Annotated in this window: 24 protein-coding genes; 19 read left to right on the top strand and 5 right to left on the bottom strand. The window is 57.0% G+C overall.

Features of this window, described 5'->3' with window-relative positions; translation table 11 throughout:
• A complete protein-coding gene (locus BLR16_RS24835) occupies positions 1–1,218 on the bottom strand; it encodes a type II secretion system F family protein (protein WP_004409926.1) in 1,218 nt (405 codons plus the stop codon).
• 2 nt (positions 1,219–1,220) lie between these two features.
• The gene (gene pilB, locus BLR16_RS24830; protein WP_074809145.1) at positions 1,221–2,915 is read right to left on the bottom strand and encodes a type IV-A pilus assembly ATPase PilB; all 1,695 of its coding nucleotides are present in this window, start codon (positions 2,913–2,915) and stop codon (positions 1,221–1,223) included.
• Between the two features lie 224 nt (positions 2,916–3,139).
• On the opposite strand from pilB, the gene BLR16_RS24825 reads away from it, so the two are divergent.
• From BLR16_RS24825 to BLR16_RS24815, 3 genes are all read left to right on the top strand, one after another.
• Positions 3,140–3,556, top strand: a complete 417-nt coding sequence (locus BLR16_RS24825; RefSeq protein ID WP_032697899.1) for a pilin — start codon at positions 3,140–3,142, stop codon at positions 3,554–3,556.
• 352 nt (positions 3,557–3,908) lie between these two features.
• Positions 3,909–5,147, top strand: a complete 1,239-nt coding sequence (locus tag BLR16_RS24820; protein ID WP_198729440.1) for an O-antigen ligase family protein — start codon at positions 3,909–3,911, stop codon at positions 5,145–5,147.
• A 110-nt stretch (positions 5,148–5,257) separates the two neighbouring features.
• Positions 5,258–6,544: a lipopolysaccharide biosynthesis protein gene (locus BLR16_RS24815; protein ID WP_046719959.1), complete on the top strand. Its 1,287-nt coding sequence runs from the start codon at positions 5,258–5,260 to the stop codon at positions 6,542–6,544.
• Positions 6,545–6,593: 49 nt separating this feature from the next.
• Here BLR16_RS24815 and BLR16_RS24810 read toward each other — a convergent pair whose 3' ends face one another.
• Positions 6,594–7,139 carry a DUF1523 family protein gene (locus BLR16_RS24810; protein WP_046719958.1) on the bottom strand — a complete coding sequence of 182 codons (546 nt, stop codon included), beginning with the start codon at positions 7,137–7,139 and terminating at the stop codon, positions 6,594–6,596.
• Positions 7,140–7,258: 119 nt separating this feature from the next.
• Between BLR16_RS24810 and BLR16_RS24805 the strand changes: the two genes are divergently transcribed.
• From BLR16_RS24805 to BLR16_RS24745, 13 genes are all read left to right on the top strand, one after another.
• The gene (locus BLR16_RS24805; protein WP_074809149.1) at positions 7,259–8,257 is read left to right on the top strand and encodes an ATP-grasp domain-containing protein; all 999 of its coding nucleotides are present in this window, start codon (positions 7,259–7,261) and stop codon (positions 8,255–8,257) included.
• A 54-nt stretch (positions 8,258–8,311) separates the two neighbouring features.
• The gene (locus tag BLR16_RS24800) at positions 8,312–9,451 is read left to right on the top strand and encodes a trypsin-like peptidase domain-containing protein (RefSeq protein WP_074809152.1); all 1,140 of its coding nucleotides are present in this window, start codon (positions 8,312–8,314) and stop codon (positions 9,449–9,451) included.
• 66 nt (positions 9,452–9,517) lie between these two features.
• A complete protein-coding gene (locus BLR16_RS24795; RefSeq protein ID WP_072367062.1) occupies positions 9,518–10,651 on the top strand; it encodes a phosphoribosyltransferase domain-containing protein in 1,134 nt (377 codons plus the stop codon).
• Positions 10,644–11,402, top strand: coding sequence for an HAD family hydrolase (locus BLR16_RS24790; protein WP_003430718.1), 759 nt, complete (start codon positions 10,644–10,646; stop codon positions 11,400–11,402). Before BLR16_RS24795 ends, BLR16_RS24790 begins: the two co-directional genes overlap by 8 nt.
• On the top strand, positions 11,395–12,489 hold the full coding sequence (locus BLR16_RS24785) for a cysteine protease StiP family protein (RefSeq protein WP_074809154.1): 1,095 nt from the start codon (positions 11,395–11,397) through the stop codon (positions 12,487–12,489). The genes BLR16_RS24790 and BLR16_RS24785 overlap by 8 nt, the downstream gene beginning before the upstream one ends.
• Entirely contained in the window at positions 12,489–13,439 is a 951-nt protein-coding gene (locus tag BLR16_RS24780; protein WP_072367064.1) for an HpcH/HpaI aldolase/citrate lyase family protein, read from the top strand. Before BLR16_RS24785 ends, BLR16_RS24780 begins: the two co-directional genes overlap by 1 nt.
• Positions 13,440–14,186: an HAD-IB family hydrolase gene (locus BLR16_RS24775; RefSeq protein WP_003371292.1), complete on the top strand. Its 747-nt coding sequence runs from the start codon at positions 13,440–13,442 to the stop codon at positions 14,184–14,186. It begins immediately after the preceding gene.
• Between the two features lie 46 nt (positions 14,187–14,232).
• A complete protein-coding gene (locus BLR16_RS24770) occupies positions 14,233–14,826 on the top strand; it encodes a TerD family protein (protein ID WP_002552034.1) in 594 nt (197 codons plus the stop codon).
• Positions 14,823–16,040, top strand: coding sequence for a TerD family protein (locus BLR16_RS24765; RefSeq protein ID WP_092194503.1), 1,218 nt, complete (start codon positions 14,823–14,825; stop codon positions 16,038–16,040). The genes BLR16_RS24770 and BLR16_RS24765 overlap by 4 nt, the downstream gene beginning before the upstream one ends.
• A 50-nt stretch (positions 16,041–16,090) precedes the next feature.
• Complete coding sequence (locus tag BLR16_RS24760) at positions 16,091–16,540, top strand: tellurite resistance TerB family protein (protein WP_003371299.1); 450 nt, start codon at positions 16,091–16,093, stop codon at positions 16,538–16,540.
• 26 nt (positions 16,541–16,566) lie between these two features.
• Positions 16,567–17,601 carry a TerC/Alx family metal homeostasis membrane protein gene (locus BLR16_RS24755; protein ID WP_003371301.1) on the top strand — a complete coding sequence of 345 codons (1,035 nt, stop codon included), beginning with the start codon at positions 16,567–16,569 and terminating at the stop codon, positions 17,599–17,601.
• Positions 17,602–17,628: 27 nt separating this feature from the next.
• Positions 17,629–18,204, top strand: a complete 576-nt coding sequence (locus tag BLR16_RS24750; protein ID WP_092194502.1) for a TerD family protein — start codon at positions 17,629–17,631, stop codon at positions 18,202–18,204.
• Positions 18,205–18,241: 37 nt separating this feature from the next.
• Entirely contained in the window at positions 18,242–18,820 is a 579-nt protein-coding gene (locus BLR16_RS24745) for a TerD family protein (protein WP_074809158.1), read from the top strand.
• Between the two features lie 224 nt (positions 18,821–19,044).
• On the opposite strand, the gene BLR16_RS24740 is transcribed toward BLR16_RS24745, so the two are convergent.
• A complete protein-coding gene (locus tag BLR16_RS24740) occupies positions 19,045–20,121 on the bottom strand; it encodes a TIGR00266 family protein (RefSeq protein ID WP_003430709.1) in 1,077 nt (358 codons plus the stop codon).
• A 47-nt stretch (positions 20,122–20,168) separates the two neighbouring features.
• Positions 20,169–21,017: a carboxylating nicotinate-nucleotide diphosphorylase gene (gene nadC / locus BLR16_RS24735; protein ID WP_044310142.1), complete on the bottom strand. Its 849-nt coding sequence runs from the start codon at positions 21,015–21,017 to the stop codon at positions 20,169–20,171.
• A 353-nt stretch (positions 21,018–21,370) separates the two neighbouring features.
• Here nadC and BLR16_RS24730 point away from each other — a divergent pair, with 353 nt between their 5' ends.
• The 3 genes from BLR16_RS24730 (at position 21,371) to ampE (ending at position 25,234) form a co-directional block, all read left to right on the top strand.
• Positions 21,371–23,611: a DUF1631 domain-containing protein gene (locus BLR16_RS24730; protein ID WP_044310143.1), complete on the top strand. Its 2,241-nt coding sequence runs from the start codon at positions 21,371–21,373 to the stop codon at positions 23,609–23,611.
• A gap of 222 nt (positions 23,612–23,833) precedes the next feature.
• Positions 23,834–24,382, top strand: coding sequence for a 1,6-anhydro-N-acetylmuramyl-L-alanine amidase AmpD (gene ampD, locus BLR16_RS24725; RefSeq protein WP_072367067.1), 549 nt, complete (start codon positions 23,834–23,836; stop codon positions 24,380–24,382).
• Positions 24,383–24,397: 15 nt separating this feature from the next.
• Positions 24,398–25,234 carry a regulatory signaling modulator protein AmpE gene (gene ampE, locus BLR16_RS24720; RefSeq protein WP_092194500.1) on the top strand — a complete coding sequence of 279 codons (837 nt, stop codon included), beginning with the start codon at positions 24,398–24,400 and terminating at the stop codon, positions 25,232–25,234.
• Positions 25,235–25,236 lie beyond the last annotated feature (2 nt).

Genomic DNA, 25,236 nt, shown 5'->3' with positions numbered 1-25,236 from the left:
TCAGACGACGTTTCCGAGTTTGAAAATGGGGAGGTACATCGCAATGACAAGGCCGCCAACGATGACACCCAGCACAGCCATGATCATGGGTTCCATCAAGCTGGTTAGACTATCGACCATGTTGTCGACTTCTTCTTCGTAATAGGTCGCGACTTTATCGAGCATATTGTCCAGTGCACCTGATTCCTCGCCAATAGCGGTCATCTGAATCGCCAGACTCGGGAAAACACCGGTCGAGCGCATTGAGAAATTCAGTTGCATGCCCGTGGAGACATCCTGTTTTACCTGATTGACCGCGTTTCTAAAAACCACGTTACCAGTAGCACCTGCAACTGAATCAAGTGCTTCTACCAACGGGACGCCTGCTGCAAATGTCGTTGCAAGCGTTCGGGCGTAGCGAGCTACTGAAGACTTGAAAATAAGTGGTCCTATGACAGGCACTTTCAACAAAAATCGATCAATGCTGTCTCGAAATTTTTGGGACTGCTTATAAGATTTTTTGAATACGAAGAAACCGAAAAAAAATAATCCAACTATGCCTAACCACCACTCCTGTACGATGTTAGACAGCCCGATGACCATCAGTGTGAACGCCGGTAGCTCTGCACCAAAACCGGTAAATACAGATTGAAATTGTGGTACTACTTTAATTAATAAGATGCCTGAAACAATAACAGCCACTATCAAAACAGCGGCAGGATAAGTCATGGCTTTTTTAATTTTTGCCTTTAGCTTTTCTGTCTTTTCCTTATAGCTCGCCACTCGGTCCAGCAGGCTCTCTAGCGCTCCAGCCTGCTCCCCAGCATCTACCAAATTGCAAAACAGGTCATCGAAGTATTCCGGTTTCTGTCGCAGAGCAGTCGCAAAGCTGTTCCCTGCTGAAACCTCCTGCTTTAGTGAATCGACTAGCGCACGCATGTTCGGGTTTTCTGCGCCCTCGGCAATAATGTCAAATGACTGCAGAAGCGGTACACCTGCCTTCATCATGGTTGCCATCTGCCGAGAAAAGAATGCGATGTCCAGCGGCTTGATCTTCTTGCCTTTGCCAAAGATTGATACGGGCTTTTTGCGTACCTTGGTGACGTTGATACCTTGTTTGCGCAACTGCGCCTTCACAAGCGCAAGATTGTGCCCGTTCACTTCTCCACTGAGCTTGCTGCCTTTCTTGTCCACACCTTCCCATGTGTAAACACTGACTTTAACTGCCTTGCTGGCCATGCTTAATCCTTGGTCACGCGGTTGACTTCTTCAAGACTAGTTATGCCCTGCATGGCCTTTGACAGTCCGGAGGTACGCAGGTCATTGAAGCCGTCCTTACGCATCTGTCTGGAGATATCCAGTGAATTGCCTTCTTCCATGATGATGCGCTCCAGCTCCGGTGTTTTTTTGACCACTTCGTAAATACCGACCCTGCCTCTGTAGCCCCCATTGCAGTGCTCACAGCCCACCGGTCCAAAGATCTTGAAGGTGCCGATTTTAGCTTCTGGAAAACCTTCCTGAATCAGTGTGTCGCGAGGGATATTCAGTTCTTTCTTGCAATGGCTGCACAGCTTCCGCGCAAGTCGTTGCGCAATAATCAGGTTGATCGCTGTTGCAATATTGAATGCTGCAACGCCCATATGGTGCAGGCGAGTCAATGTTTCCGCCGCGCTGTTGGTGTGCAGTGTGGAAAGTACCATATGGCCAGTCTGCGAAGCTTTGATGGCGATTTCTGCCGTTTCCAGGTCTCGTATCTCGCCGACCATGATTACGTCGGGATCTTGACGCAGGAATGCGCGCAATGCCTGAGAAAAGTCCAGTCCCTGACGCGGGTTGACGTTGACCTGATTGATGCCTTCCAGGTTGATCTCTACCGGGTCTTCAGCTGTGGAAATGTTGATATCCACGGTGTTGAGAATGTTCAGGCCGGTGTATAGCGAAACGGTTTTACCCGAGCCGGTGGGACCGGTTACAAGAATCATGCCTTGTGGTTGTTTCAAGGCTTCCATATACAAAGCTTTTTGGTCCGGCTCATAGCCCAATGCGTCAATGCCCATCTGTGCGCTGGTCGGATCGAGAATCCGCATCACGATCTTTTCGCCCCACAGTGTTGGCAGCGTATTCATACGGAAGTCGATCGCTTTATTTTTGGACACTCGCAGCTTGACCCTGCCGTCCTGCGGTTTGCGCCGCTCAGAGATATCAAGGCTTGCCATGACTTTCAAGCGCGCTGCAATTCGGTTGGCCAGATGGATCGGTGGTTTGGCCACTTCATGCAAAATACCGTCGGTGCGCAGGCGAACGCGAAAAATCTTTTCGTAGGGTTCAAAATGGAGGTCGGAAGAACCGAGCCTTATGGCGTCCATCAGCATCTTGTTGACGAAACGCACCACTGGAGCGTCATCGGCGTCACTCTGAGTTGCAAGCGAGGTTTCCTTGTCACTGGCAGGCTCAATTTCAAGACCCAGATCAATGTCAGCTAACTCCCCAAGGCCGCTTTCAGTGTCGAAAAAACGGTCTATCGCAACGGTCAGCTTGTCATCTTCAACCAGGATCGCTTCAGTATTCAGGCCTGTGCTGAACTGAATGTCTGTGATCGCCTGATGGTTTGTCGGGTCCGATATACCGATAAACAGCTTGTTACCACGCCTCCATAGAGGGAGGGCATTATGCTGCCGTACAAGCTTCTCACTCACCAGCCCTTTAGGCTGGCTTTCCTTGTCCAGACTTGAAAGATCTACGAATGGAACGCCGAACTGATCGGATGCTATTTCCGCCAGCGTCAGGCTTCTGACCAATTTGTTTTGTACGAGGTAGCTAACCAGCGAGACTTTTTCGCGGCGAGCCTGCTGATAGGCCTGCTGCGCGGCAGTTTCTGTAAGGAGCTCGGCCAGGACCAGTTGTTTGGCCAAACCAGTGAGAACAACATCAGTCATAAAACCACCAGACACAGACAGTGTGAGGGTTATAGCGCAGTCGGACGATGCTGCCAAATGGCAGTGATAGATGTGACGAAAATTGTCAGTTTCTGCGAATTTCTGAAACCTTTTGACGATGACGGTCTTCGCTAGACGACGTAATCGTAGCCTAGCCTTATTGTGGCACGAGCTATGCTTCTCTTTAGCGAAGGCACTACCTTTTGACGCCTGGAGAAGTATTTATGCAAAAGCAAAAAGGCTTTACGTTGATCGAACTGATGATCGTTGTTGCGATTATCGGGATTCTGGCTGCTGTCGCACTGCCAGCCTATCAGGACTACACCGCTCGAGCCAAAGCTTCGGAGTTGATCTTGGCTGCGAGCAGCGCTCGCACATGCGTGACTGAGACTGTGGCCAGCAAAGGATTCCTTGCACTTGACGCATGTGGCACAGGCTTTGTCCCTACTACCTATGCAAAAAGCCTGACCGTCAACGCGACTACTGGGGCAATCACTGTGAAAGGCTTTATTAAAGTGGCGGATGACACAACTGTCACCATGACGCCTACTAAAAACTCTGGTGGTACTGATATTACAGGCTGGACTTGTATAGGTACACCTTCCAATTGGATGCCTGGCTCTTGCAAGTCAAGCAGCTGATCAGTCTGAAAGTACATTTTATGAATGTAATCCCAGTATGTTATTTGTGGTTAGCGTGACTTGAAACGCGGTGTGCTGGGCTCAGCTAAATAAAAAGGGTCAGCGCTTGTTTGCTTAGCTTAATAGAAACCCGATCACCATTGGTCGGGTTTTCTTTAAGGTGGAAAGAATTTTGGTTTTAGTATCCAGAGATAGTATATTTTTTTTCTTGTGTCTTGTTGGCCTATTTGCATGCGCTTGTATCTCTGATCTCACTATGCATGACTCTCAAAGGATTGGGCAGTTTTTTATAGGCTTATTATCCAGCGCAATTCTATTCTTGGGTTCCTCCAGGTCTTCAGCTGTCAGCGCCATGGAGCTGAAGGTAAAGGTGGTTTTTTTTCTTATATTGTTTGGTGGGGTTACTTCAAGTCTTAATGCCCACCAGCCGCTATGGGCGCTAACCGAACTGTCAGTCTTGTTGCTGTCCTGCGCCATCGCCACCGCGTTCACTCAACAAAGACGATTTCATGGAGCACTGTTGGATCTTGCCTTTGTAGGTGCGGTTACTCTCATCTGCGCCGTCAAAACAACCCAGTTTCTTTCCGCCTCTATCGCGGCATTTCTAAGCGCAGCAGATGTGCTGGACACCGACCTGCTACTCGACGGCTTTTCCAACAAGCGTTTTTACGGCCAATTTCAGACCTTCACTTTGCCCTTACTTGTACTTCCGCTACTACTGACCTCTACACGGCGCTCGATCAAGATCGGCTTGTTCTGCCTGACCAGTCTCTGGTGGATGATCGCGATCAGTGGAGGGACTCGCGGGACATGGCTGGGTATGGGGGTTGCAGTTGCCTTAATGTTTTGCTTGGGGCATGCAGGGCGACGCTGGTCAGGCTGGCAACTCGCTGCTGCTACGGCCGGGCTTCTGCTATTTACTCTGCTATTCAGCGTGCTACCAGGCCTGTTGGGTATCGAAGTCAGCAATTTTGCCGGCGACCGCCTGACCACGTCACTGTCCGCACGGGAAATCCTCTGGCAACAAGCATGGGCTATGATCAAAGAGCGCCCGCTATTGGGCTTCGGCCCCATGCATTTCGCTGATATGTGGAATGCCGTGGCGGCGCACCCACATCAGGCCATTCTGCAATGGGCCTGTGAGTGGGGGATTCCCTCGACGTTATGCGTGGCAGGTCTGGCGTTATATGGGCTGAGCGCCACCGCTGTTCTAGTGCGTAAGCGTGCGCTGTCCCTTGAGCCTGTAGACCTGATGCGCCTGTGCCTGTTCGCCAGTCTTATTGGTGCCCTTACCCAGTCAATGGTTGATGGCGTGATAGTTATGCCGTATTCACAACTTTGGCTGGCGATCATTATAGGCTGGCTGCTGGCGTTGCATGAATGGCAAATAGCCCCCCGTCCGGCCAGTATTGCGCTCAGTCGTGCATGGTTGCTTTGCCTGACGCTTGCGACGGGCATGATTCTCTACACCATTGTTCGCGACGTACCCGACATGGACACACGCAGACAGCAATTTAGTGAGGATTTCGGTGGGCGATATCTTCCACGTTTTTGGATGCAGGGAGTTATTGCGGATCCCCCCGCGAGATGACGACAACACTTGTGCTAGCATTTTGTGCGTGAGGTAGCCTGATCCTGAGACGAGTAAGCAGAGACTCGTCTTTGTGAGTTGTGGATAAAATTTTTCTTTCGGAGTATTCAATGGCTGCAAAGATGCCTTTACAGGGCACTGAAACTCCATCGAATTTCTCGGTATTTTCTCTGTTGAGGAAAGGCAGTCCTCTGATCGTTCAGTGGATGTCAACGATTTACGGCGCTGCAATGTCGCTTGGGATCTCAGTTCTCCTGGCGAGAAGCATGGGGCCAGACGCCTTTGGCGCTTACACCTACATTTATGTTCTCGCTATGTTTCTGGCACTGATTCAGGACGCGGGACTTAAAACCCTTTTTTTACGTGAGCGAGCCTCTCCTACGGCAGCCCTGAAGGCGTTGAATCAAACGCTGCCGCGCCAGGCGTTATTGCATCTTGTAATCAGCAGCCTGATGTTAATGCTGCTCGCCTGTCTGGCTTCCCGCTGGATAGATGGTTTCGCGCTGGCTGCTGCAGTGTTCTGTTTCAGCGCAATTACGCTGGTTACATGGTTATCGTCATGGCTAAAAGGCGCTGGAGAGTTTTCCAAGGATGCTTTCTTTCAGGTTTGCTCTCGAAGTTTGAGCGCGCTGATGATCCTGTCCAGCATTGCCATCTTCGGCCTGACACCGGTCGCTATCTTCTCTGCCTGGGGGCTTGGCCTGTTATTGACGTTTGTTTGGTTTCGGCGAGAGTTGCCTACGTTGATCAAAGCACCGCTGATGTTGCCCGTGTGGGCTTACCGCAGTGCGTTCGTTTTTCTGTTGCTAGACCTGCTTACAACAATCTACCACCGCGTAGACATCGTCATTTTGCATAGCGTGCTGGGTTATGTCCCGCAAGTAGGCTCCTACGCCGTTGCTTGCCGGTTGATTGACGGCGTCATGCTGCTTGCTACTCCTGTAGCGCTAGTTATATTCCGGCGCATGCGGCATCTGGCGGAGACGCCGGAGGGTAGCGTTAATTTCAGCCGCAAGGCGATCCTGATCGCTTTTGCGATTGGTGCGTTGCTGGCAGGCGGTGGCTGGATATCAGGCAGCTGGGGAGTAGGCCTGCTTTTTGGTAGCGCTTATGTGGACGAAACACAGCCCATCATGGGTTGGTTGTCGATTTCATTGTTCTTTGCTCTCCCAAATTTTGTTCTTACGCAATGCGCAGTTGCAACTCATCAAGAGCGTTTCTTTCTGATCAGTGCGGCATTTTCGTTATTCGCGAACGTGTGCCTTAATGCGTGGCTTGTACCACTACATGGCGCCATGGGGGCTGCATGGGCAACCGTTTCTTCTGAAGCAATACTTACGATCTGCCTGCTGTTGGGCGGTATCCTCGCAGTGAAGCCCGACACTTCCGCTCACTAAGGCTCTCACCGGAAGCCATCCGTCGAGAGCCAGAGCTCAAAGCCCAGTGTTAACGCGCCACCCCATCAACCCGCGGCTGCCTACGAAACCGCCTCCTCACCCCAACCACAACCATCACCACCAGCAACCCCACCACCACAAAAAAGATCGTATTAAAAATCGGAAACGGCTGATCACGACTCGTCACCGCCTCAACCTCTGTCACGTTGGGGAACATCGACAGGATCGTTATGCGCCAGCCGTAATAACGAATCAGTGCCAGTTGCTGGGAGTCACGCGAGTAGCCCTGGGCTTTGGCCTGGATGTCGGCGGAGTCGAATTTGAAGTACCACGGGAAGCTCCAGCCGGTGTCTTCGTTGCGGTAGACCACGACTTTCTTGGTGTCCGGGTCTTCGGTGTTGATGAAGTACACGTCGCGGGTCGGGCCGTCTGCCGGGTTTTCGGCGTTGATGACGCCGTCGGCGTCCATTCTTTTGACTTCCACGCCGGTGATCATCACGACATCATGGCGCGGCAGGACGTAGTAGAGGCTTAATGCGCCGATCCCCAGTGCAACGAATACCACAAGCCAAATCGACCTTCTCAGCCACTTCATACCAGCGTCCTCTGTTTAAAATTGCGTGACTTTGCCCTAATCCGAACATTTCGAAGCAAAACAGTTATTACAAAATTCGACAAGGCCGTTGCTGACGGCGTTGTCTCCCGGAGATTGACATGATTTGGTTCCTTGAAGGGCAATCCAGCCAGCGTGAAGTGATCATGGGCGCGCGCGATGCGCTGCCTGCGTCGGTGCAGATCATCGCTTCGCATCGCCAGCAGCGCTCCGAAATCACCGGGCAGGCCGATGTGGCGCTGCAAGAGCCGGTCGATAACGACGAGCGTATCGACTGGGTGCTGCAGACTGCTCGCTCGCTGGGCGTCAAGATTATTGTCGCCGGGCGTATAGGCAGCTTTTACGAAGCGCAGCGTGCGCGTTTTGTTGCCGAAGGGTTGGACCTCGTTACCGGCGGAACGTCCCTGCAGACCTTCATGGATGTCGATGACAAGAGTCGTTTCACGGCAGCGGCCGAGGCGGCGGGGCTGGCGTGTATTCCGGGGATTGCCGTCAGCAATGCCGAGGAGTTGCAGGCGGCTTACGATGCGTTGGCGGTGTCTGGCGAGGTGTGTATCAAGCCGGTGGTCGGGATTTACGGGCGGGGCTTCTGGCGCTTCAAGGCCGATGTCGACGATTTTCGCTGTTTCGCCAATCCGGATGCGCGTGAAACGACTTTTCAGGCGTACCTTAATGCTTATCGTCAGGCCGATGATGTTCCCGCCATGCTGCTCATGCCGTACATGCCGGGCAGTGAGTGTTCGGTAGACATGGTCTGCGAGCACGGCAAGGCGGTCGCCTTTGTCGGGCGGCGCAAGGTGGGGCTCAATCAGACTTTCGAGCGTGACAGCGAAGCGGTACAGCTGGCGGTACGTGCGGCGGAGCATTTTGCCTGCGACGGGCTGATCAATGTGCAGACCCGCGACGACGCGGATGGCAAGCCGCGCTTGCTGGAGATCAACCCGCGTTATTCAGGCGGCATTGGTTACACCCGTGAAACCGGCATCAACCTTCCGGGTATTTTTGCGGCCCGGCGTCTCGGCTTGAAAGAACCGGAAACACATTGGCTCGAAGATATCCGCGTCAAGGCCATCACGGTCGCTGTACGGGCCTCGGTTTGATCGTGATAATAGATTTTTGCTATCACTAATCGCTCTTATCAGGGAGGATCGGGCATGAAGCTTCTTGCGCCAGGTGCAAACACTGCTTTAGCTAACGCCCACTGCTCCTGGAACCTGGAGAGCGGTAAGTCTTCGGTTTTTGGTGAGTACGCAGCGGTCGCCTTGCTGGCGGTCAACGATAAGCGCCAGCCGATGGGCGACCCAGCGTTGCTGCATCAGGAACAAGGCTGGATGGAGTGGAGCGGCGGCCCTCAGGATGTTGGCTGCACGTTATGGCTGGACAGGTTGCCGAAGGGCAGTGATCGCGTGCTGCTGATGGTCTACGTCTACGCCGCCATGGGGCCGATCCGCGATATTGCCAGCCTGCACCTCAACGTGGATGGCGATATCGAGCACCGCCTGGACCTGCGCGATAACGGCGAAGCGGCGATCATCATCGGCGAGTTCTACAAGCGCAATGAGCAATGGAAATTCCGCGCACTGAGCGAAGGCTCGGCGTATGGACTGTCGGCGTTCGGGCGCAAGATCGGTCTGGACGTGGACGACCGTCATCCGCGCCGCCCGTCTGCGGGTTCGGGAGGCGGGCCGCGGCATGAGTCGGCGACCGGCACGGCGTTCGTGGTCGGCCCGGCGCACGTCATGACCTGTGCGCATGTCATCGAAGACATGGGCGTGTTCTACATCACTTCACTGGAGGGCCGTTACAAGGCCGAGCCGGTGGTCATCGACCGTCGCAACGACATCGCGCTGCTGCGCGTGCAGGGCGCACCGCTGTTGTCTCCGGTTACATTCCGGGACGGGCAGGGCTGTGAGCCGGGTGATACCGTAGCGGTTTTGGGCTATCCACTGGCGTCCATTTCAGGTGGCGGGTTGCAGGTGACTCAGGGCGGGATCTCCGGTCTGTTCGGCCTGCACAACGATGCCAGCCTGTTTCAGTTCACGGCACCGATACAGCCGGGTTCCAGTGGCAGCCCGTTATTTGACAACGGGGGCGCAGTGATTGGCATGGTGACCTCAACCGTACCGGACGGGCAAAACATGAACTTCGCCGTGAAGTCCGCACTGTTGCTGGCCTTCCTGCAGGCGTGCCGCATCGACGCTGCGCATGCCCGCCCGGAAAGGTCGTACACCACCACAGAAATCTCACGCACCGCTCAGTCGTCGTTATGGCTTGTTGAAGCCTCTCGCCAGTGAAGCCGGTGTTGCCTGGCTGGTCTGCAGGCGTCAGGGGCTGCGGCCCCGCTAATCAGGAATTTATCGATGGACAGCAGCGCAGCTTTTTCCAACCCTACAAAGCTTCGTGCTGATCTGCTTCGTGGTCGCCTCGATGTCAGCGTCGATTCGTCGACCATCGCTCCGGATTCACTGTTCGGCTTCGCCGAGCGGCGTAACCCCAAGCGCGCGTTTCTCTTCGTGTCCCGAGTCTTGGGGCGCCATATCCCTGCGCGTCCAGGCGTGATGCTGAAAAGTTTTCAGGACCTGGCGCACAAGATCCCCGCAGACCTGCCCGGCCCGGTGCTGGTCATCGGCATGGCCGAAACGGCTGTCGGCCTTGGTGCCGGCGTACACCGTGCCTATAGCGCAACGCGCCCGGATGCCTTGTACATGGTCAGCACGCGCCATCCGACCGGCAGCGCGCTGTTTGCCCGCTTTGAAGAAGAGCACAGCCACGCCAGCGCTCATCTGATCCACCTGCCCGTCGATCCGGCGTTACGCGAGATGATGCTCGGTGCCCGTTCGCTGGTGCTGGTCGATGACGAGGCGTCCACAGGCAAGACCTTCATCAACCTGCATCAAGCGTTGGTTGACGCCGGCTTGAGCAAAATCGAGCGGGTGGTGACCTGTGTGCTCACCGACTGGTCGGCGGGCGCGGTCAGTACCTCGATGGGCGCAGTGGCAGAACAGGTTTCGCTGCTGCAAGGCTCTTACTTCTTCGATGAAGACTTAAGCGCGCCACTGCCTGAGATGCCGGAAGTCGGCACCGTTGCCATGGGTGACTGGCCGCTGGTCACCGCCAACGATTGGGGACGCATGGGTGTGCTCTCGGTGGCCGATACGCTGGCACCCGGTATTACCGTCAAAAAGGGCGAGCGCATTCTGGTGGTTGGCACCAGCGAATTCGTCTGGCGTCCGTTCCTGCTCGCCGAGCGTCTGGAGAAGGCCGGAGCCGACGTGCACTTCAGCTCCACCAGCCGTTCACCGATCGCACTCGGTCACGCCATCGGCCATGCGCTGTCGTTCTCCGACAACTATGGCCTGGGCATTCCCAACTTCCTCTACAACGTGCGGCCGGGTCAGTTCGACCGGGTGCTGATCTGTACCGAAACCCCAAGGCAGGCGGTGCCTGCCGAGTTGATCGAAGCACTGAACGCCGAGGTCATCTGCGATGAGTAACGACCGCCCGTTGATCTTCGTCGATCTGGACGACACCCTGTTCCAGACCGCGCGCAAAACGCCGGCTGACATTGAAAAGCACGTCGCAACGCTGGACATCTCTGGTAATGCCAATGGCTACATGACCAATGTGCAGAAGTCGTTCGCGCACTGGTTGCTGGCGCATTCCGATGTGGTGCCGGTGACGGCGCGCAGTGTCGAGGCCTACAGCCGGGTCAAACTGCCGTTCACCGCAGGTGCGATCTGCTCCCATGGTGGCGTGATGCTCGATGTCATGGGACGGCTGGACCATGACTGGAACGAACAGATGAAACAGACCCTGGCCAGTTACCAGTCGCGTCTGCATGAGCTGTCGGCGACGACACTGGCGATCGGTCAGGAACTGGGTTTTTCACTGCGCGGCTGGGTGGTCGAAGAGGCGCAGCTGTTCCATTATGTGGTGACCAAGCACAACGAGAGCGATGACAGCATCCTCGGCAAAGTGCTGGCCGAAGTGCAGGCGCGAGGCTTGCTCGACGGCATGCATATCCACGGCAACGGCAACAATCTGGCTTTCCTGCCCGAAGGGCTGGCAAAGCGTTACGCGGTCCAGGAGTGGCTGCGACGCGACAAGGCGATCAATGGCGAACGCCCGGTGCTCGGTTTTGGCGACAGCATTACCGATCTGGGTTTCATGGAAGAGTGCCACTGGTGGGCGACGCCTGCCCGCAGTCAGTTGGCGAAAATGTTTGTCGGAGCCGCGCATGAGTGATCCCGTTCACGGGCTCGATACGGTCGGTAGTGGCAGTTACCTGCACGACGACGTGCATTTCCTGTTGCGCGGCGTGGCGATGCAGACCACCAGCGTCGAGGAGAAGGAGCGCCTGATTCAGACGCGACAGAAGCACTATTCGGAAATGATCAGCGAGGAGTCAGCGCCCAGCGCCGCTCACAAGGCGCTGTATGAGCGGGCGCTCAAGCAGAACGGCGCGCGCATGGCCGAAGATGTACAAGCTCTGGCCCAGGCGCTTGACCGCGAGTGCACAGGCGCTGAAATCATTCTGGTGTCGTTCGTGCGCGCCGGTCTGCCGCTGGGTGTGCTGTTGCGACGGGCGCTGATCGATCTGGGCTGCGAAGCGCACCACTACGGCATCAGTATCGTCCGTGATCGCGGCATTGATACGGTGGCGCTTGAAGCCATTATTCAGGCCCACGGCGCGCAGAACATCGTGTTCGTCGACGGCTGGACCGGCAAGGGCGCGATTTCGGGGGAGATCCGTCGCAGTCTGGCGGGCGATACGCGCTTTCCGGATCAGCCACGGCTGGTGGTGCTGGCCGATCCGTGCGGCAGTGCCTGGCTGGCAGCGTCGGCAGAGGACTGGGTGATTCCTTCCGGCATTCTCGGTGCCACGGTGTCCGGTCTGGTGTCGCGCTCTATCTGGCCGACGGACGGCGGGCTGCACGGTTGCGTGGTGTACGAGCAGTTGCGCGACCACGACGTCACGCAGTCTTTTATTGAACAGATCGACAGCCAGCGTCGTCAAAACAGTTCTACGCTCACACTGACACCCTGGACGCTGCCTCAGCGAACCGAACTCAAGGCCGCCGCATTACAGGTGGTTGACCGTCTGGCCGAGCGCTTCGGGATCAATAACTTCAATCGCATCAAGCCGGGCATTGCCGAAGCCACCAGAGCGGTCATGCGCCGCGTGCCGGATCATGTACTGGTGCGCAACCTGGCTGACAGCGACGTGCAATTGCTGTTGCACCTGACCGAAAAAGCGGGGATTCCCGTCGAAGAAGTTGGCGATCTCCTGGGGCCCTATCGGGCTGTGACCATCATTCGGAGTCTGAGCTAATGGCCTTATTCTCGCCTTATGCGCTGGGGGCAACGCTGTACATGCCCGCGACCCGGGACGATATCGTCGATGTGGTGTTCGGTGAAAAGATTCCCGAGCTGCGTTCGCTGGTCGTCTGTCTGGAAGACGCCGTAGCACTGACCGATGTCGACACGGCGTTACTCAATCTTCGTCAGGTACTCACCCGTATCCGCGATCGTGGCGGTCGTCCGGCCGACGGTCCGCTGCTGTTCGTGCGTCCAAGAGACGCTGCGATGGCGCGAATTCTCAACGACTGGCCGCTGATGGCGCACGTCGACGGTTTCGTTGTTCCCAAGCTCTCGCTGAAAAGTCTGACGAACTGGGAGCAGGCCGTCACCAACCCGGCGCTGGCGTTGATGCCTACACTGGAAACCCCTGAAGTGTTCAATCCGACAGCGATGGTCGAGCTGGGGGAAGCCTTGAAGGCCAGTCTGTGCGAGCGGATCATTGCGCTGCGCATCGGGGGCAATGACCTGATGGGCTGCCTGGGGCTGCGCCGTAATCCGGCCATGACCCTGTATTCGACGCCGATGGGGTATGTCATCCCCATGTTGGCGGGTGTCATGGGTTCGCAGGGCTTTGCGCTTACCGCTCCGGTGTTCGAGCAACTGGCTACTCCGGACATTCTGGAGCATGAGCTGGCGCTGGATATTACCAATGGATTGGTCGGTAAAACGGCAATTCACCCCTCGCAGGTCAATATCATTCAGAATGCGCTACGCGTCAGTCTGGAGGACATCAACTCCGCCCGGATGATTTTGAACTCTGTGGCCCCCGCAGTGTTCAAGTACAACGACGCGATGTGTGAACCGGCTACCCACTATAAATGGGCAACCCACATCATGGAGCGCGCCAAATGGCATGGAGTGTTATCCGCACCCGCTTCGATCATGGATGCCAGCATTCGACTCGCTGAGGCAGTTAGCTAGATGATAGAACCTGACCTTGAAACCGTAGAACCCGATCTTGAACCTGCAGGCCCCGATCTTGAAATCGAAGTTGAACAACGCCTGTTGGCGGTTTTCGATTTTGACGGGACCATCACCCGACACGACAGCTTCGTGCCGTTTCTCAAGTTCGCCTTTGGGCAACGAGCCTTCTCTGTGCGTATGGCCCGGCTGGTATTGCCGAGCATCGGCTTTCTTGCCAAGCGCGTGACCCGCGACGAACTGAAAGGGCGCCTGATCAAGGCCTTCCTCAGTGGCGTCGAAGTGCAGTGGCTGCAGCAGAAGGCGGAAGCGTTCTGCCAGTCGCACTGGAAACGCCTGATGCGTCCTGCCGCGCTGGAGTCCATTGCCGCTGAAATCGAGAAGGGTGCCATTGTCACGCTTTGTTCAGCATCGCCTGCTATGGTCCTGCAACCTTTTGCTGATCGCCTGAAAGTAGAGCTGATCGGTACCAATCTGGAAGTGATCGACGGCAAGCTGACCGGCTTGATCGAAGGAAGCAACTGCCGTTGCGACTCGAAAGTTGCACGCCTGGAGAGCGTTTACGGGCCATTGACCCAGTTCCGGGTTCGCGCCTGGGGCGACACCCGAGGTGACCACGAATTGCTCGCCGCTGCTCAGGATGCGCACTGGCGTTTGTTCCATCCGACGTGGCGTCGAGGCCGCTATAAAGGCCCCGTTAACGCCAAGTTACACAATCCTGATGGCAAAGACGGGCCAACACGGTAAGGCTGTAACACTTTTATCCGAAATCCAACGTCACATGGAGCGAAAAATGGCACTCACTTTGGCAAAGAACCAGACGATCTCACTCGAGAAAACTGCTGGTACAGGCCTCAAGAAAGTCAGCATGGGACTTGGATGGGACCCTGAAAAAGCCAGTGGTTTCTTCGGTAAATTGCTCGGTGGTGGCGGCGGCGATATCGACCTGGATGCCTCGTGCATCATGCTCGACGCCGACAAAAAGCCCCTCGATCTGGTCTGGTTCCGCCAGTTGCAATCGCGTGACGGTGCCATTCAGCATTCGGGTGACAACCGTACCGGCGAAGGCGCGGGCGACGATGAAACCATCAGCGTCGATCTGGAAAAACTGCCTGCCACCGTCAAATACCTGGTGTTCACCGTCAACTCGTTCACCGGTCAGAATTTCGAAAAAGTCGCCAACGCCTACTGCCGTATTGTCGACCTGGGCAGCCGTAACGAACTGGGCCGCTTTGATCTGTCCGAAAAAGGTCAGCACACCGGCGTTGTGATGTCCTATCTGGCGCGCACCCCTGCAGGTTGGGATTTCACCGCAGTAGGGCAGGTCACCAATGGCCGTACTGCAGATGATCTGGTCGAACTGGCGATCGGGGCTGTACGCGCATGACCCAACTTGTTCCGGGCGCCAACGCGCCGGTCGCTGCCGGCCCGCTGACGGTGGAAGTTATTTACTCTCCGCTCGCGGATGCGGATATCGATGTGTCTGCGTTCCTGCTGACCGGTTCCGGCAAGGTCCGTGGCGATCAGGACATGTGTTTCTATGGCCAGAAAAGCGTGAACGGCGGTGCGCTGCAGCAGACGGAAGCGTCAGCCGGACGCGCAGTGTTCAGTCTTGATCCGAGCCGTCTGGACTCGGTCATCGAGAAGGTGGCCCTGACGGCGACCATCTATGAGAACAAGGCCAGTTTTGGCAGCGTGTCGCGCCTGGCATTGAACATCACCGGCGGTAGCGGTATCGAAGCCGATATCCCTACCAGCGGCATGAAAGAAACCGCGTTGATTCTGGGCGAGTTCTACCTGCGTCAGGGGGCATGGAAGTTCCGTTGCGTGGCCCAGGGGTTTGCTGGCGGCCTTGAGCCGTTGGCGAAAAACTTCGGCGTTGAAGTCGCCGCGCCGCAGGATCAGCCTGCACCTGCACCTGCACCTGCACCTGCACCTGCACCTGCACCTGCACCTGCACCTGCACCTGCACCTGTGCCCAAGTCGACCGTCAGTCTGAGCAAGATTACGCTCGACAAGACCCGTGCTTCGATCAGTCTGGAAAAATCCAGTGCCGGTTTCGGTGAGATTCGGGTCAACCTGAACTGGAACCGTCGTAACGACAGCAAGGGCGGTGGCTTCTTCTCTATGAAGAAGAGCAATGCCATCGACCTTGATGTAGGCTGCCTCTTCGAAATGCAGGACGGTCTCAAAGGCGCTGTTCAGGCGCTGGGCAACTCGTTCGGTTCGCTCAACACCGAGCCGTTCATCAAGTTGATGGGCGATGACCGTACCGGCTCGATCAGCGACGGTGAGTGGCTGCATATCAATGGCGCGCACTGGAGCAAGATCCGTCGCATTCTGGTCTACGCGTTCATCTATGAAGGTGCGCCGAACTGGAAGGAAACCGACGGGGTCGTCACCATTCACGCGCCGGGCCAGCCGCCCATCGAGGTTCGCCTCAATGAAGAAGGCGGTCGCCAGGGCATGTGTGCCATTGCCCTGCTGGAAAATGACAACGGTGCGGTCAAGGTGACGCGTCGTGTGGATTTCCATAACGGCCACAGCAACATGGATAAAGCCTACGGATGGGGCATGCGCTGGGCTGCAGGTTCCAAGTAAACATACCGTGGTATTTCTGGGCTGGCTGTGCCGCCTCATGGGAGATAGACATGCTGGACTGGTTGAAAACAAACGCAACAGCTGCTCGCGACAAGCTGGCTTCGGAAGTCTCGAAGTTCAAGAATCGCGAATTCATGGAGGCTGTGGTTTCCGGCTGTGCTCTGGTATCGGCCGCAGACGGTGATATCAGCTCCAGTGAAAAGCAGAAAATGGCCGGCTTCATTCAGAACTCTCAGGAACTGAAAGTTTTCGACATGAAGGACGTCATCCAGGGCTTCCAGGAAGCCTGCTCAAAGTTCGAGTTCGATTTTGAAATTGGTCGTGCCGAGGCCTTGAAAACCATCGGCAAGATCAAAAAGAAAGAAGATGCAGCCCGTTTGCTGGTGCGCGTCTGCTGTGCTATCGGCGGCGCCGATGGCAGCTTCGATGAGAAAGAGCGGGAAGTCTGCCGCACGATCTGTCGAGAGCTTGGCCTCAACCCGTCCGATTTCGACCTGTAATTTTTTACCCTAAGGAACGCAGTTAAATGGAAAGCACCTCTCTAGGCTTCCCTCCACTCACGATGGCGGTTTTCGTCGGTCTGGCCGTTACGGCCATGGCTATCGACATGTTCTCCCACCGTGGAAACAAGCCAATCACCCTCGCGCAAGCCTCGGCGTGGTCGATTTTCTGGGTCGCCATTTCGCTGGCCTTCGCCGGTTTCCTGTATGTCCAGCACGGCTCTGAAGTCGCCACGCTGTTCGTGACCGGTTACGCGCTGGAAAAAGTGTTGAGCGTCGACAACCTGTTCGTATTCATGGCGTTGTTCTCCTGGTTCAAGATTCCGGATGGCCTGCGCCACCGCGTTCTGTACTGGGGTATCATCGGCGCCATCGTCTTCCGCGGCATCTTCGTCGCCATCGGTACCGGCCTTCTGGCGCTGGGTCCATGGGTCGAAGTGGTGTTTGCGGTCATCGTTGCCTGGACAGCCATCATGATGCTCAGGGCGGGCGATGACGACGACGAAGAAGTCGACTACTCGCAACACATGGCTTATCGCTTCGCCAAGAAGCTGTTCCCGGTGTGGCCAAAACTGCACGGCAGCAACTTCTTCGTTCGTCGCTCGGTTCTCGAGCAGGAAGTCAAAAAGCCTGAAAACGCCGGTATCACGCTGGCGGCCAAAGGCGCTCTGTTCGCGACCCCGCTGTTCCTGTGTCTGGTTGTGGCGGAAATCTCCGACGTGCTGTTCGCGTTCGATTCCGTGCCTGCAATCATCGCCGTGAGCCGCGAGCCGCTGATCGTGTTCTCGGCCATGCTGTTCGCGATTCTCGGTCTGCGTACCCTGTACTTCGTTCTGGAAGCCCTCAAGCGCTACCTGGTGCACCTGGAGAAAGCGGTTATCGCCTTGCTGTTTTTCATCGCCGTCAAACTGGGCCTGAATGCAACCAACCACCTGTTCCATCACGGTTACGAGATCAGCGCCAACACCAGCCTGCTGGTTGTGGTCGTCGTATTGATCATCGGTATCGTTGCAAGCCTGCTCTTCCCGGGCAAAGACGAATCCGCGGAAGAAAAAGCGTAAACACTGGATAAAGGAGATAAACGAATCATGGCTTTGACTCTGCAAAAAGGTGGCAACCTTTCGCTGTCGAAAACCGACCCTACCCTGACCAACGTATTGATCGGTCTGGGCTGGGATCCGCGAGCCACTGACGGACAGGATTTCGACCTGGACGCCAGCGCATTCCTGTTGGCCGCCAATGGCAAGGTCCGCAGTGAAGCTGACTTCATTTTCTACAACCAGCTCAAGAGCGCCGACGGTTCTGTCGAGCACACCGGTGACAACCGTACCGGTGCTGGCGACGGCGATGACGAAGTCCTCAAGGTCGATCTGGCCCGTGTCCCTGCCGATGTGGAGAAAGTTGTTTTCGTCGTGACCATTCACGACGCAGGCAGCCGCAAGCAGAACTTCGGTCAGGTGGGGGGCTCGTTCATTCGCGTATTGAATGAGCAGTCAGGTTCTGAAGTTGTTCGCTACGACCTGGCAGAAGACGCTTCCACTGAAACCGCGATGATTTTCGCCGAACTGTACCGCAACAATGGCGAGTGGAAGTTCCGCGCCGTGGGTAGCGGTTTTGCCGGTGGACTGAAAGCCGTGGCCAACTCTTTCGGCATGAATTTCTGATTCACGCTCAACCACTTTTCTGGAAAGGATCAAGAACATGGCAGTAAGTCTGAGTAAAGGTGGCAACGTTTCCCTGTCCAAAGAGGCTCCTGGTCTGACAGAAATCACCGTGGGCCTGGGCTGGGATCCGCGTGTGACCGATGGCGCCGAGTTCGACCTGGATGCTTCGATCTTCATCGTTGGCGAAAATGGCAAAGTGCTGGACGACAGCAGCTTCATTTTCTACAACAACAAGAAGTCGGCTGATGGTTCGGTCGAGCACCTGGGCGATAACCGTTCAGGCGCTGGCGAAGGCGATGACGAGTCGGTAACGGTCAAGCTCACTGGCCTGGCAGCGGCAGTGAAGAAGCTGGTTTTCGCGGTTACCATCCATTCCGCTGAAGAGCGCAAGCAAAGCTTTGGCCAGGTTTCCAACGCTTACATCCGCGTTGTGAACAAGGCTGACGGCAAGGAAGTTGCTCGTTACGACCTGTCGGAAGATGCATCGACCGAAACCGCGATGATCTTCGGCGAGTTGTATCGCAATGGCGAAGAGTTCAAGTTCAAGGCCATTGGTCAGGGCTTTGCCGGCGGTCTGAAGCCGTTGGCAGAAGCTCACGGCGTGGCAATCGGCTAAACCCGAGCAGCGCCCAATAAAAACCCCCGCCAGCGATGGCGGGGGTTTTTTATTGGGTGCTGATAATAGCTATCGTTCCTCACGCTCCAGCGTGGGAATGCATGTCGCGTCGCTCTGCGTCGTCAAGAGGACGCGGAGCGTCCGGAAAGGCATGCGACGCAGAGCGCCGCACGATAGTTGCAAGTGCGCAGCACAGTCTTCGGTCCAATAACGTAGTGCTGAGGTTAACGTTCGCTTCTGCCCACACCCGATGGTCCTGCGGCCAGCATGCGCCCGGCCAGTCGGGAGAAGGGCAGGCTTTGCAGCCATACTGTGCCGGGGCCGGTCAGTCTGGCGAAGAAAACCCCTTCGCCGCCGAACAGCATCGACTTGATGCCGCCACCGACCGTGCGGATATCGTAATCGACGGTCTGGGTCATGGCTGCCAGGCATCCGGTGTCGACGTCCAGCGCTTCGCCTGCCGCCAGTTCGATCTTGCGCACCGTGCCGCCCATGTGCACGAACACCCAGCCGTCACCTTCCAGCTTTTGCAGGATGAAACCTTCGCCCCCGAACAGACCGGTGAGGATTTTCTTCTGGAACTGGATACCGATGGAGACGCCCTTGGCGCCAGCCAGAAAACTGTCTTTCTGACAGATCAGCCTGCCGCCGAAGTCGCGCAGGTTGAGCGGCAGTATCGTGCCGGGGTAGGGCGCTGCAAACGCCACGCGGCCCTTGCCTGAACCTTGTTGCGAAAACACCGTAGTGAACAGGCTCTCGCCGGTCAGCATGCGCTTGCCTGCACCGAACAGCGAACCCAGCAGCCCGGACGATTGATTGCTGCCGTCGCCGAAGATGGTCTCCATCTGCACGTCGCAGGTCTTGTACATCATCGCTCCGGCTTCGGCGACGGCGCTTTCGCCAGGGTCAAGCTCCAGTTCGATGAACTGGGTTTCCGTGCCGTACAGCTTGAAGTCCACGCCATCGGTGGTCTGCGCCAGGCCATAGCCGCCCGAGGCGTTCGGGTCGGGCGTAAACGAAGGGCGTCTGGCGGGCACAGAGGCCGGCGCGGGTGTCGGGGCTGCCTGCGCCGGCAGCGCGGACGGCCTGGGCTGGATCATGTCCGGCGTCGGATCAGGAAAAGGCGTCACCCCGTCTTTCTTCATGGCGCGCACCTGCGGCACCTGATAGATCGGCTGCCAGTCCGGCATGCCCTGCTTCCAGCACCACGCGCCGGGCGACTCACGGGCAATCAGCCGCGCAGCATCCGCGTCCATCGGGCCGAGTTGCTTGCCCGCGTTCATCACAAACCATTGTTCCAAAGCGTCTACTCCCGAGCGAATAGTGACAGTTGGCTGTGCGCGATGCGTCAGAGGCTCAGGCGCATGGACAGGTCCACGGCTTTCACGTCCTTGGTCATCGCACCGATGGAAATGTAATCGACACCCGTTTCTGCAATCACCCGCAGGGTGTCGTCATTGATGCCGCCGCTGGCTTCAAGACTGGCACGGCCTGCGGTAAGGCGCACAGCCTCGCGCATGTCATCAAGGCTCAATTCATCGAGCATGATGATGTCGGCGCCTGCGTCCAGCGCCTGCCTGAGCTCACTCAGGCTTTCCACCTCGACTTCAACAGGCTTGCCGGGGGCAATTCGGTGCGCCGCTTCTATTGCCTGAGCGATGCCGCCACAGGCTGCGATATGGTTTTCCTTGATCAGAAAAGCGTCGTAGAGCCCGATGCGATGGTTATGACAGCCGCCGCAGGTGACCGCGTATTTCTGCGCCAGGCGCAGGCCCGGCAGGGTCTTGCGGGTATCCAGCAGTTTGACCTGAGTGCCCGCGACCATGTCCGCGAAGTACTGCGCCCGGGTGGCCACTCCCGAGAGCATCTGCAGGAAATTGAGCGCGCTGCGTTCGCCGGTCAACAGCGAGCGGGCCGGGCCTTCAAGGTGAAACAGCGCCTGATTGGGACTAACACGGTCGCCATCGGTCACTTGCCAGTGCACGGCGACGCGCGGGTCCAGTTGCCGGAAGACCGCATCGACCCAGGCAGTACCGGCGATCACCGCTGCATCGCGGGAAATGATAGTGGCCTTGGCCAGCCGTTCTGCCGGAATCAATTGGGCGGTGATATCGCCGCTGCCGACATCCTCCAGCAATGCGCGACGCACATTGGCCTCGATCTCGGCGGTCAGGTCGGCAATTCGTAAATTCGGCATAGCGGGCTCCAGTAGCAAAGTCGTTCGAGTATAAGGCACCGCATCCCGCTTACCCACCTGCGCCATGCCAGGGTGTTACCCCTGGAAACGTGCAGTTGGTCGGTTTGGCAAATTCGTTTGCGATGGAAAGCGAATATCGCGGTCTATCGCTGCACATGAATGCCTTGCCGCTTCATTCGCGAGAGTGAAAGAAAAGTCTCACTGGCGTTGATGACAAGTTTTGAAAGATAATCCGACTTGTAATTGACGCCATGAGTTTGACGTTGTGCAAGGCCAAGGGGGTCGCTTCACAGTGCGAGGGTAACAAGCCACGTTTGTGATGGGGTTCAGGTTGTTTCCTGTCAGGGGGTGTAATGCCAAACGACGAAAAAGTAGTGCCGTTGAGCAAATCGTTCCCTTTGCAGGGGGCGGGTACTCCGTTGGCCCGATTACCCGTTGTGTTGTTGCAGGTTCGCGACAAGGCGGCCCAGCAGCTCAAGGATGCATTGCAGGCGTTGTTCGATAACGCCGACGATACGCTGTTCGAAATGGCTGACCGCGCCCGCAGCAACACTGAGCAGAACATCTTTTTTGAAGCCATGCGTGACCTGCGCCTCAAGCGCAAAAGCATAGAACGTGGCTTCCTCGACAAGTTCTACGAGTCCTTTCTGGTCCTGGGCCAGTATCAGATTCAGGAGCCTGTGCTTCCGGCCCCTGTGTCCTTCGACAAGCTGTCGCTGGTGCACAACGACGATCTCGAGAAGACCGTGGCCGTGGACGCTATGGTCAGCAAGGTCATGAGCCGTGACGCCCTGGCTCTGGGGCAGCTCACTGCACGCCTGAACGTGCTCATTCCGCAAGCCATTGCCGAAGACTCCAACCCCCTGGGGCCGGCGATGCTGTGCAGGTTCTTTCTGGACGCCGGGCGCAGCCTTGGCGTCGAGATCAAGGTCAAACTGATCATTCTCAAACTGTTCGAGAAGTACGTCCTGGCCAATACGGACGACCTGTACAGCGAAGCCAATCAGTTGCTGATTGCCACAGGTGTATTACCGAACATGAAAGCATTGCCGGCCCGTCGTTCATCCGACAGGGCGGCGCCCAGAAGTCGTGTCTCCGAGATGTCCGACCCTGCCCTGAACGAAGCCGCCGACAAGCTCGACAAGGGTGTGCAGGAGGTCTTCTCGGCCTTGCAGGAACTGCTTCTGCACGTGCGCGGTAATCTCGCGCCGCGTCATGAGCCCAACGCCGAAGTGCGTCCGATTTCCAGCCGGGACCTGCTGCGCCTGCTGTCTCACCTGCAGCAATATGTGCCGTCGCAGGACACTTCAGACGATTTCGACCTGCGCAATCAGTTGGAACAACTGCTGACGCGAGTCAACGTCAAGACCGGCAAATCCAGAATCGTCGGTGTCGGTGACGAGGACGTCATCAACCTGATCGCCATGCTGTTCGAGTTCATTCTCGATGACCGCAACCTGACGCCTTCATTGCGTGCTTTGATCGGGCGTCTGCAGATTCCGATGCTCAAAGTGGCGGTCATCGACAAAAGCTTCTTCAGCCGCGGCAGTCATCCTGCCCGTCGCCTGCTTAACGAAATTGCCACTGCCGCATTGGGCTGGGGCGGTCGTGACGACTATCAGCGCGACTCGCTGTATCAGCGTGTCGAGCAGATCGTGCAGCGCCTGCTCAATGATTTTGTCGATGACCCGGCAATTTTTTCCGAGTTGCTGGCGGATTTTCTGGCCTTCACCAGTGACGAGCGTCGCCGCAGCGAGTTGCTCGAGCAGCGCACCCGCGATGCCGAAGAAGGGCGCGCCCGTGCCGAATTGGCCAGGCAGCAGGTGCAGCATGAGCTGAATCAGCGCCTATTGGGCAAAACCTTGCCCGAGGTGGTTGTACGGCTGTTGCAGGAGGCCTGGAGCAAGGTCCTGCTGTTGACCTGTCTCAAGCATGGCGAAGAGTCCAGCGAGTGGCAGGCCGGGCTGGAGACCATGGACGAGTTGATCTGGAGCGTCGAGCTGCACGACGACCCGCAGGCTCTGCAGCGCTTGCTGGAGCTGGTTCCGGGACTGCTCAAGTCGCTGCGTGATGGCTTGACCAGCGCCGCGTTCGACCCGTTTGCCACCAGCGAATTCTTCAGCCAGCTGGAGTCACTGCATGTCCAGGCTTTCCAGCACTTCTCGCGCTTGCAGGAAGGCGAGGGCGATACCGTTCAGGCAGACGGCCTGGCCGTCGAAGGCCCGCCGATGATGGCGGTGGTCGAGGAAATCGTTCTGATTACTCCTGAAGAGCAGATGCTCAATGAACCGGTGGTTCAGCTACCCGACGACGATGCAGGCCTGCAGATGGTCGACAAGTTGCGGGTCGGTTGCTGGGTCGAGATTCAGGAAGATGAAGAGCACAAGCTGCGTTGCAAGTTGACCGCGATTGTCGAGCCTACCGGACGTTATGTGTTCGTCAATCGTACCGGCATGAAGGTTCTGGAAAAGACCCGCACCGGCCTTGCCGTCGAATTTCGTCGCGGTGCGGTGCGTATTCTCGACGACGCGCTACTCTTCGATCGGGCTCTGGAGTCCGTCATCAGCAACCTGCGCAACCTCAAGGGTGCCTGATTGACTGATTAAAACTATCGTTCGTCTGCGCTGCTGATCGTCAGGCAGCCGATTGACCAGCGTGCCGACGCCTCGCGTCGGCACGTGCCAGTGACGCTCCGTCACAGATCCCTGCATCTACGGCGTGTTTCCTACATCGCGGATCCGTACCCCAACCCCCACGTCAGCTGCTGTCACGGGCATAATCAGCGCTACTTATTTACCCCCGTTCAAGGAGCATTCATGCAACTGGACTCCGCAAGCGGCTGGTGCGACGGCGTGCAGCATTGCCCCTCGCCCAACTTCAATGCGCGACCCGAAGGCGAAATCTCGCTGCTGGTGATCCACAACATCAGCCTGCCGCCAGCGCAATTCAAGACCGGCAAGGTGCAGGCTTTCTTTCAGAACCGGCTCGACACCGACGAGCATCCCTACTTTGTGGGGATTGCCGATCTGCGCGTTTCAGCGCATTTTCTGATTGAACGTGATGGCGAGGTCATTCAGTTCGTCTCTTGTCTTGATCGTGCGTGGCACGCCGGCGTTTCCTGTTTTCAGGGCCGGGAAGGGTGTAATGACTTTTCTGTCGGCATCGAACTGGAGGGGACGGATGACCAGCCTTTCACCGATGCGCAATACGACGCGCTGATCGACCTGACGCGACAGTTGCGCCAGGCATTCGAGGCGATCACCCCCGAGCGTATCTGTGGTCACAGTGACGTGGCGCCGGGACGCAAGACTGATCCTGGGCCCTGTTTTGACTGGGCCAGGTTTCGAGCGGCTTTGCTGGATTGATGTGAGGGACGAACAATGAGTTTTCTGGTGCTACTGCTGGCCGTTCTTATCGAAAAGTTTTCTGCCCTGCGTCAGCGCGTTCAGCGTGACGGGCCGTGGCTGAAAGAACTGGCAAAGCTCGAGGCCAGCCCGCGGACCTCGACACGTCCCTGGTTGATGCTGGCGCTGCTGGTGCTCGTGCCCGTGCTGATCCTGCAACTGGCGCTGACCATCATCGGCTCGGTAGCCTATGGCTGGCTGGTTCTGCCCATTCACCTGCTGGTGTTGATCTACAGCCTTGGCCGGGTGGATCTGGTCGCGGTGCTCGGGCCGTTTCGTGATGCCTGCCGACGCGGCGATGCGCAGGCTGCAGTGCACGTGGCCGAGCGCGACATGGGCGTGCAGGCGGACAACAGCGAGCAATTGCTGCAGGGTGTGCAGGGCTACCTGCTCTGGCAGGCGTTTCAGAGTTTCTTCGCCGTGATTTTCTGGTACTTCGTACTCGGCCCGGTGGCTGCGTTGGCCTACAGGCTATTGGCACTTGCTGCCGAGCACGGCAAGACTCCAGCACTGGTCGAGCGTGCAGGGCAGTTGCGCCATGCCTTTGACTGGGTACCGGTCAGGTTGCTCGCCGCCAGCTTCGCATTGGTCGGCAATTTTGTGGCGGTCACCCGGGGGATGCTGCATGAACTGCTGAACTGGAACATCAGCGCTGCACAACTGATTACGCGCGTTGGCTGCGCCGCCAGCGAGGTTCCGCCGCCGATGATGGGCGCGCAGGGCGTCACCGGCCTCGACATGCTCTGGGAGCTGCTGGTACGTGCTGCGGTGGTCTGGTACGCAGGGTTTGCGCTGTGGACCCTTCTGCTCTGATC

The sequence above is a fragment of the Pseudomonas sp. BS3767 genome, assembly GCF_900099665.1.
Taxonomy (GTDB): domain Bacteria; phylum Pseudomonadota; class Gammaproteobacteria; order Pseudomonadales; family Pseudomonadaceae; genus Aquipseudomonas; species Aquipseudomonas cerasi.
Note: the sequence above shows the minus strand (reverse complement) of the source record. Positions and strands in the feature narration are given on the sequence as shown.

Excerpts from the sequence above, each read along its gene's own strand:
- BLR16_RS24835 (WP_004409926.1), bottom strand. The coding sequence starts at position 1,218 with ATGGCCAGCAAGGCAGTTAAAGTCAGTGTTTACACATGGGAAGGTGTG.
- pilB (WP_074809145.1), bottom strand. The coding sequence starts at position 2,915 with ATGACTGATGTTGTTCTCACTGGTTTGGCCAAACAACTGGTCCTGGCC.
- BLR16_RS24825 (WP_032697899.1), top strand. The coding sequence starts at position 3,140 with ATGCAAAAGCAAAAAGGCTTTACGTTGATCGAACTGATGATCGTTGTT.
- BLR16_RS24820 (WP_198729440.1), top strand. The coding sequence starts at position 3,909 with ATGGAGCTGAAGGTAAAGGTGGTTTTTTTTCTTATATTGTTTGGTGGG.
- BLR16_RS24815 (WP_046719959.1), top strand. The coding sequence starts at position 5,258 with ATGGCTGCAAAGATGCCTTTACAGGGCACTGAAACTCCATCGAATTTC.
- BLR16_RS24810 (WP_046719958.1), bottom strand. The coding sequence starts at position 7,139 with ATGAAGTGGCTGAGAAGGTCGATTTGGCTTGTGGTATTCGTTGCACTG.
- BLR16_RS24805 (WP_074809149.1), top strand. The coding sequence starts at position 7,259 with ATGATTTGGTTCCTTGAAGGGCAATCCAGCCAGCGTGAAGTGATCATG.
- BLR16_RS24800 (WP_074809152.1), top strand. The coding sequence starts at position 8,312 with ATGAAGCTTCTTGCGCCAGGTGCAAACACTGCTTTAGCTAACGCCCAC.
- BLR16_RS24795 (WP_072367062.1), top strand. The coding sequence starts at position 9,518 with ATGGACAGCAGCGCAGCTTTTTCCAACCCTACAAAGCTTCGTGCTGAT.
- BLR16_RS24790 (WP_003430718.1), top strand. The coding sequence starts at position 10,644 with ATGAGTAACGACCGCCCGTTGATCTTCGTCGATCTGGACGACACCCTG.
- BLR16_RS24785 (WP_074809154.1), top strand. The coding sequence starts at position 11,395 with ATGAGTGATCCCGTTCACGGGCTCGATACGGTCGGTAGTGGCAGTTAC.
- BLR16_RS24780 (WP_072367064.1), top strand. The coding sequence starts at position 12,489 with ATGGCCTTATTCTCGCCTTATGCGCTGGGGGCAACGCTGTACATGCCC.
- BLR16_RS24775 (WP_003371292.1), top strand. The coding sequence starts at position 13,440 with ATGATAGAACCTGACCTTGAAACCGTAGAACCCGATCTTGAACCTGCA.
- BLR16_RS24770 (WP_002552034.1), top strand. The coding sequence starts at position 14,233 with ATGGCACTCACTTTGGCAAAGAACCAGACGATCTCACTCGAGAAAACT.
- BLR16_RS24765 (WP_092194503.1), top strand. The coding sequence starts at position 14,823 with ATGACCCAACTTGTTCCGGGCGCCAACGCGCCGGTCGCTGCCGGCCCG.
- BLR16_RS24760 (WP_003371299.1), top strand. The coding sequence starts at position 16,091 with ATGCTGGACTGGTTGAAAACAAACGCAACAGCTGCTCGCGACAAGCTG.
- BLR16_RS24755 (WP_003371301.1), top strand. The coding sequence starts at position 16,567 with ATGGAAAGCACCTCTCTAGGCTTCCCTCCACTCACGATGGCGGTTTTC.
- BLR16_RS24750 (WP_092194502.1), top strand. The coding sequence starts at position 17,629 with ATGGCTTTGACTCTGCAAAAAGGTGGCAACCTTTCGCTGTCGAAAACC.
- BLR16_RS24745 (WP_074809158.1), top strand. The coding sequence starts at position 18,242 with ATGGCAGTAAGTCTGAGTAAAGGTGGCAACGTTTCCCTGTCCAAAGAG.
- nadC (WP_044310142.1), bottom strand. The coding sequence starts at position 21,017 with ATGCCGAATTTACGAATTGCCGACCTGACCGCCGAGATCGAGGCCAAT.
- BLR16_RS24730 (WP_044310143.1), top strand. The coding sequence starts at position 21,371 with ATGCCAAACGACGAAAAAGTAGTGCCGTTGAGCAAATCGTTCCCTTTG.
- ampD (WP_072367067.1), top strand. The coding sequence starts at position 23,834 with ATGCAACTGGACTCCGCAAGCGGCTGGTGCGACGGCGTGCAGCATTGC.
- ampE (WP_092194500.1), top strand. The coding sequence starts at position 24,398 with ATGAGTTTTCTGGTGCTACTGCTGGCCGTTCTTATCGAAAAGTTTTCT.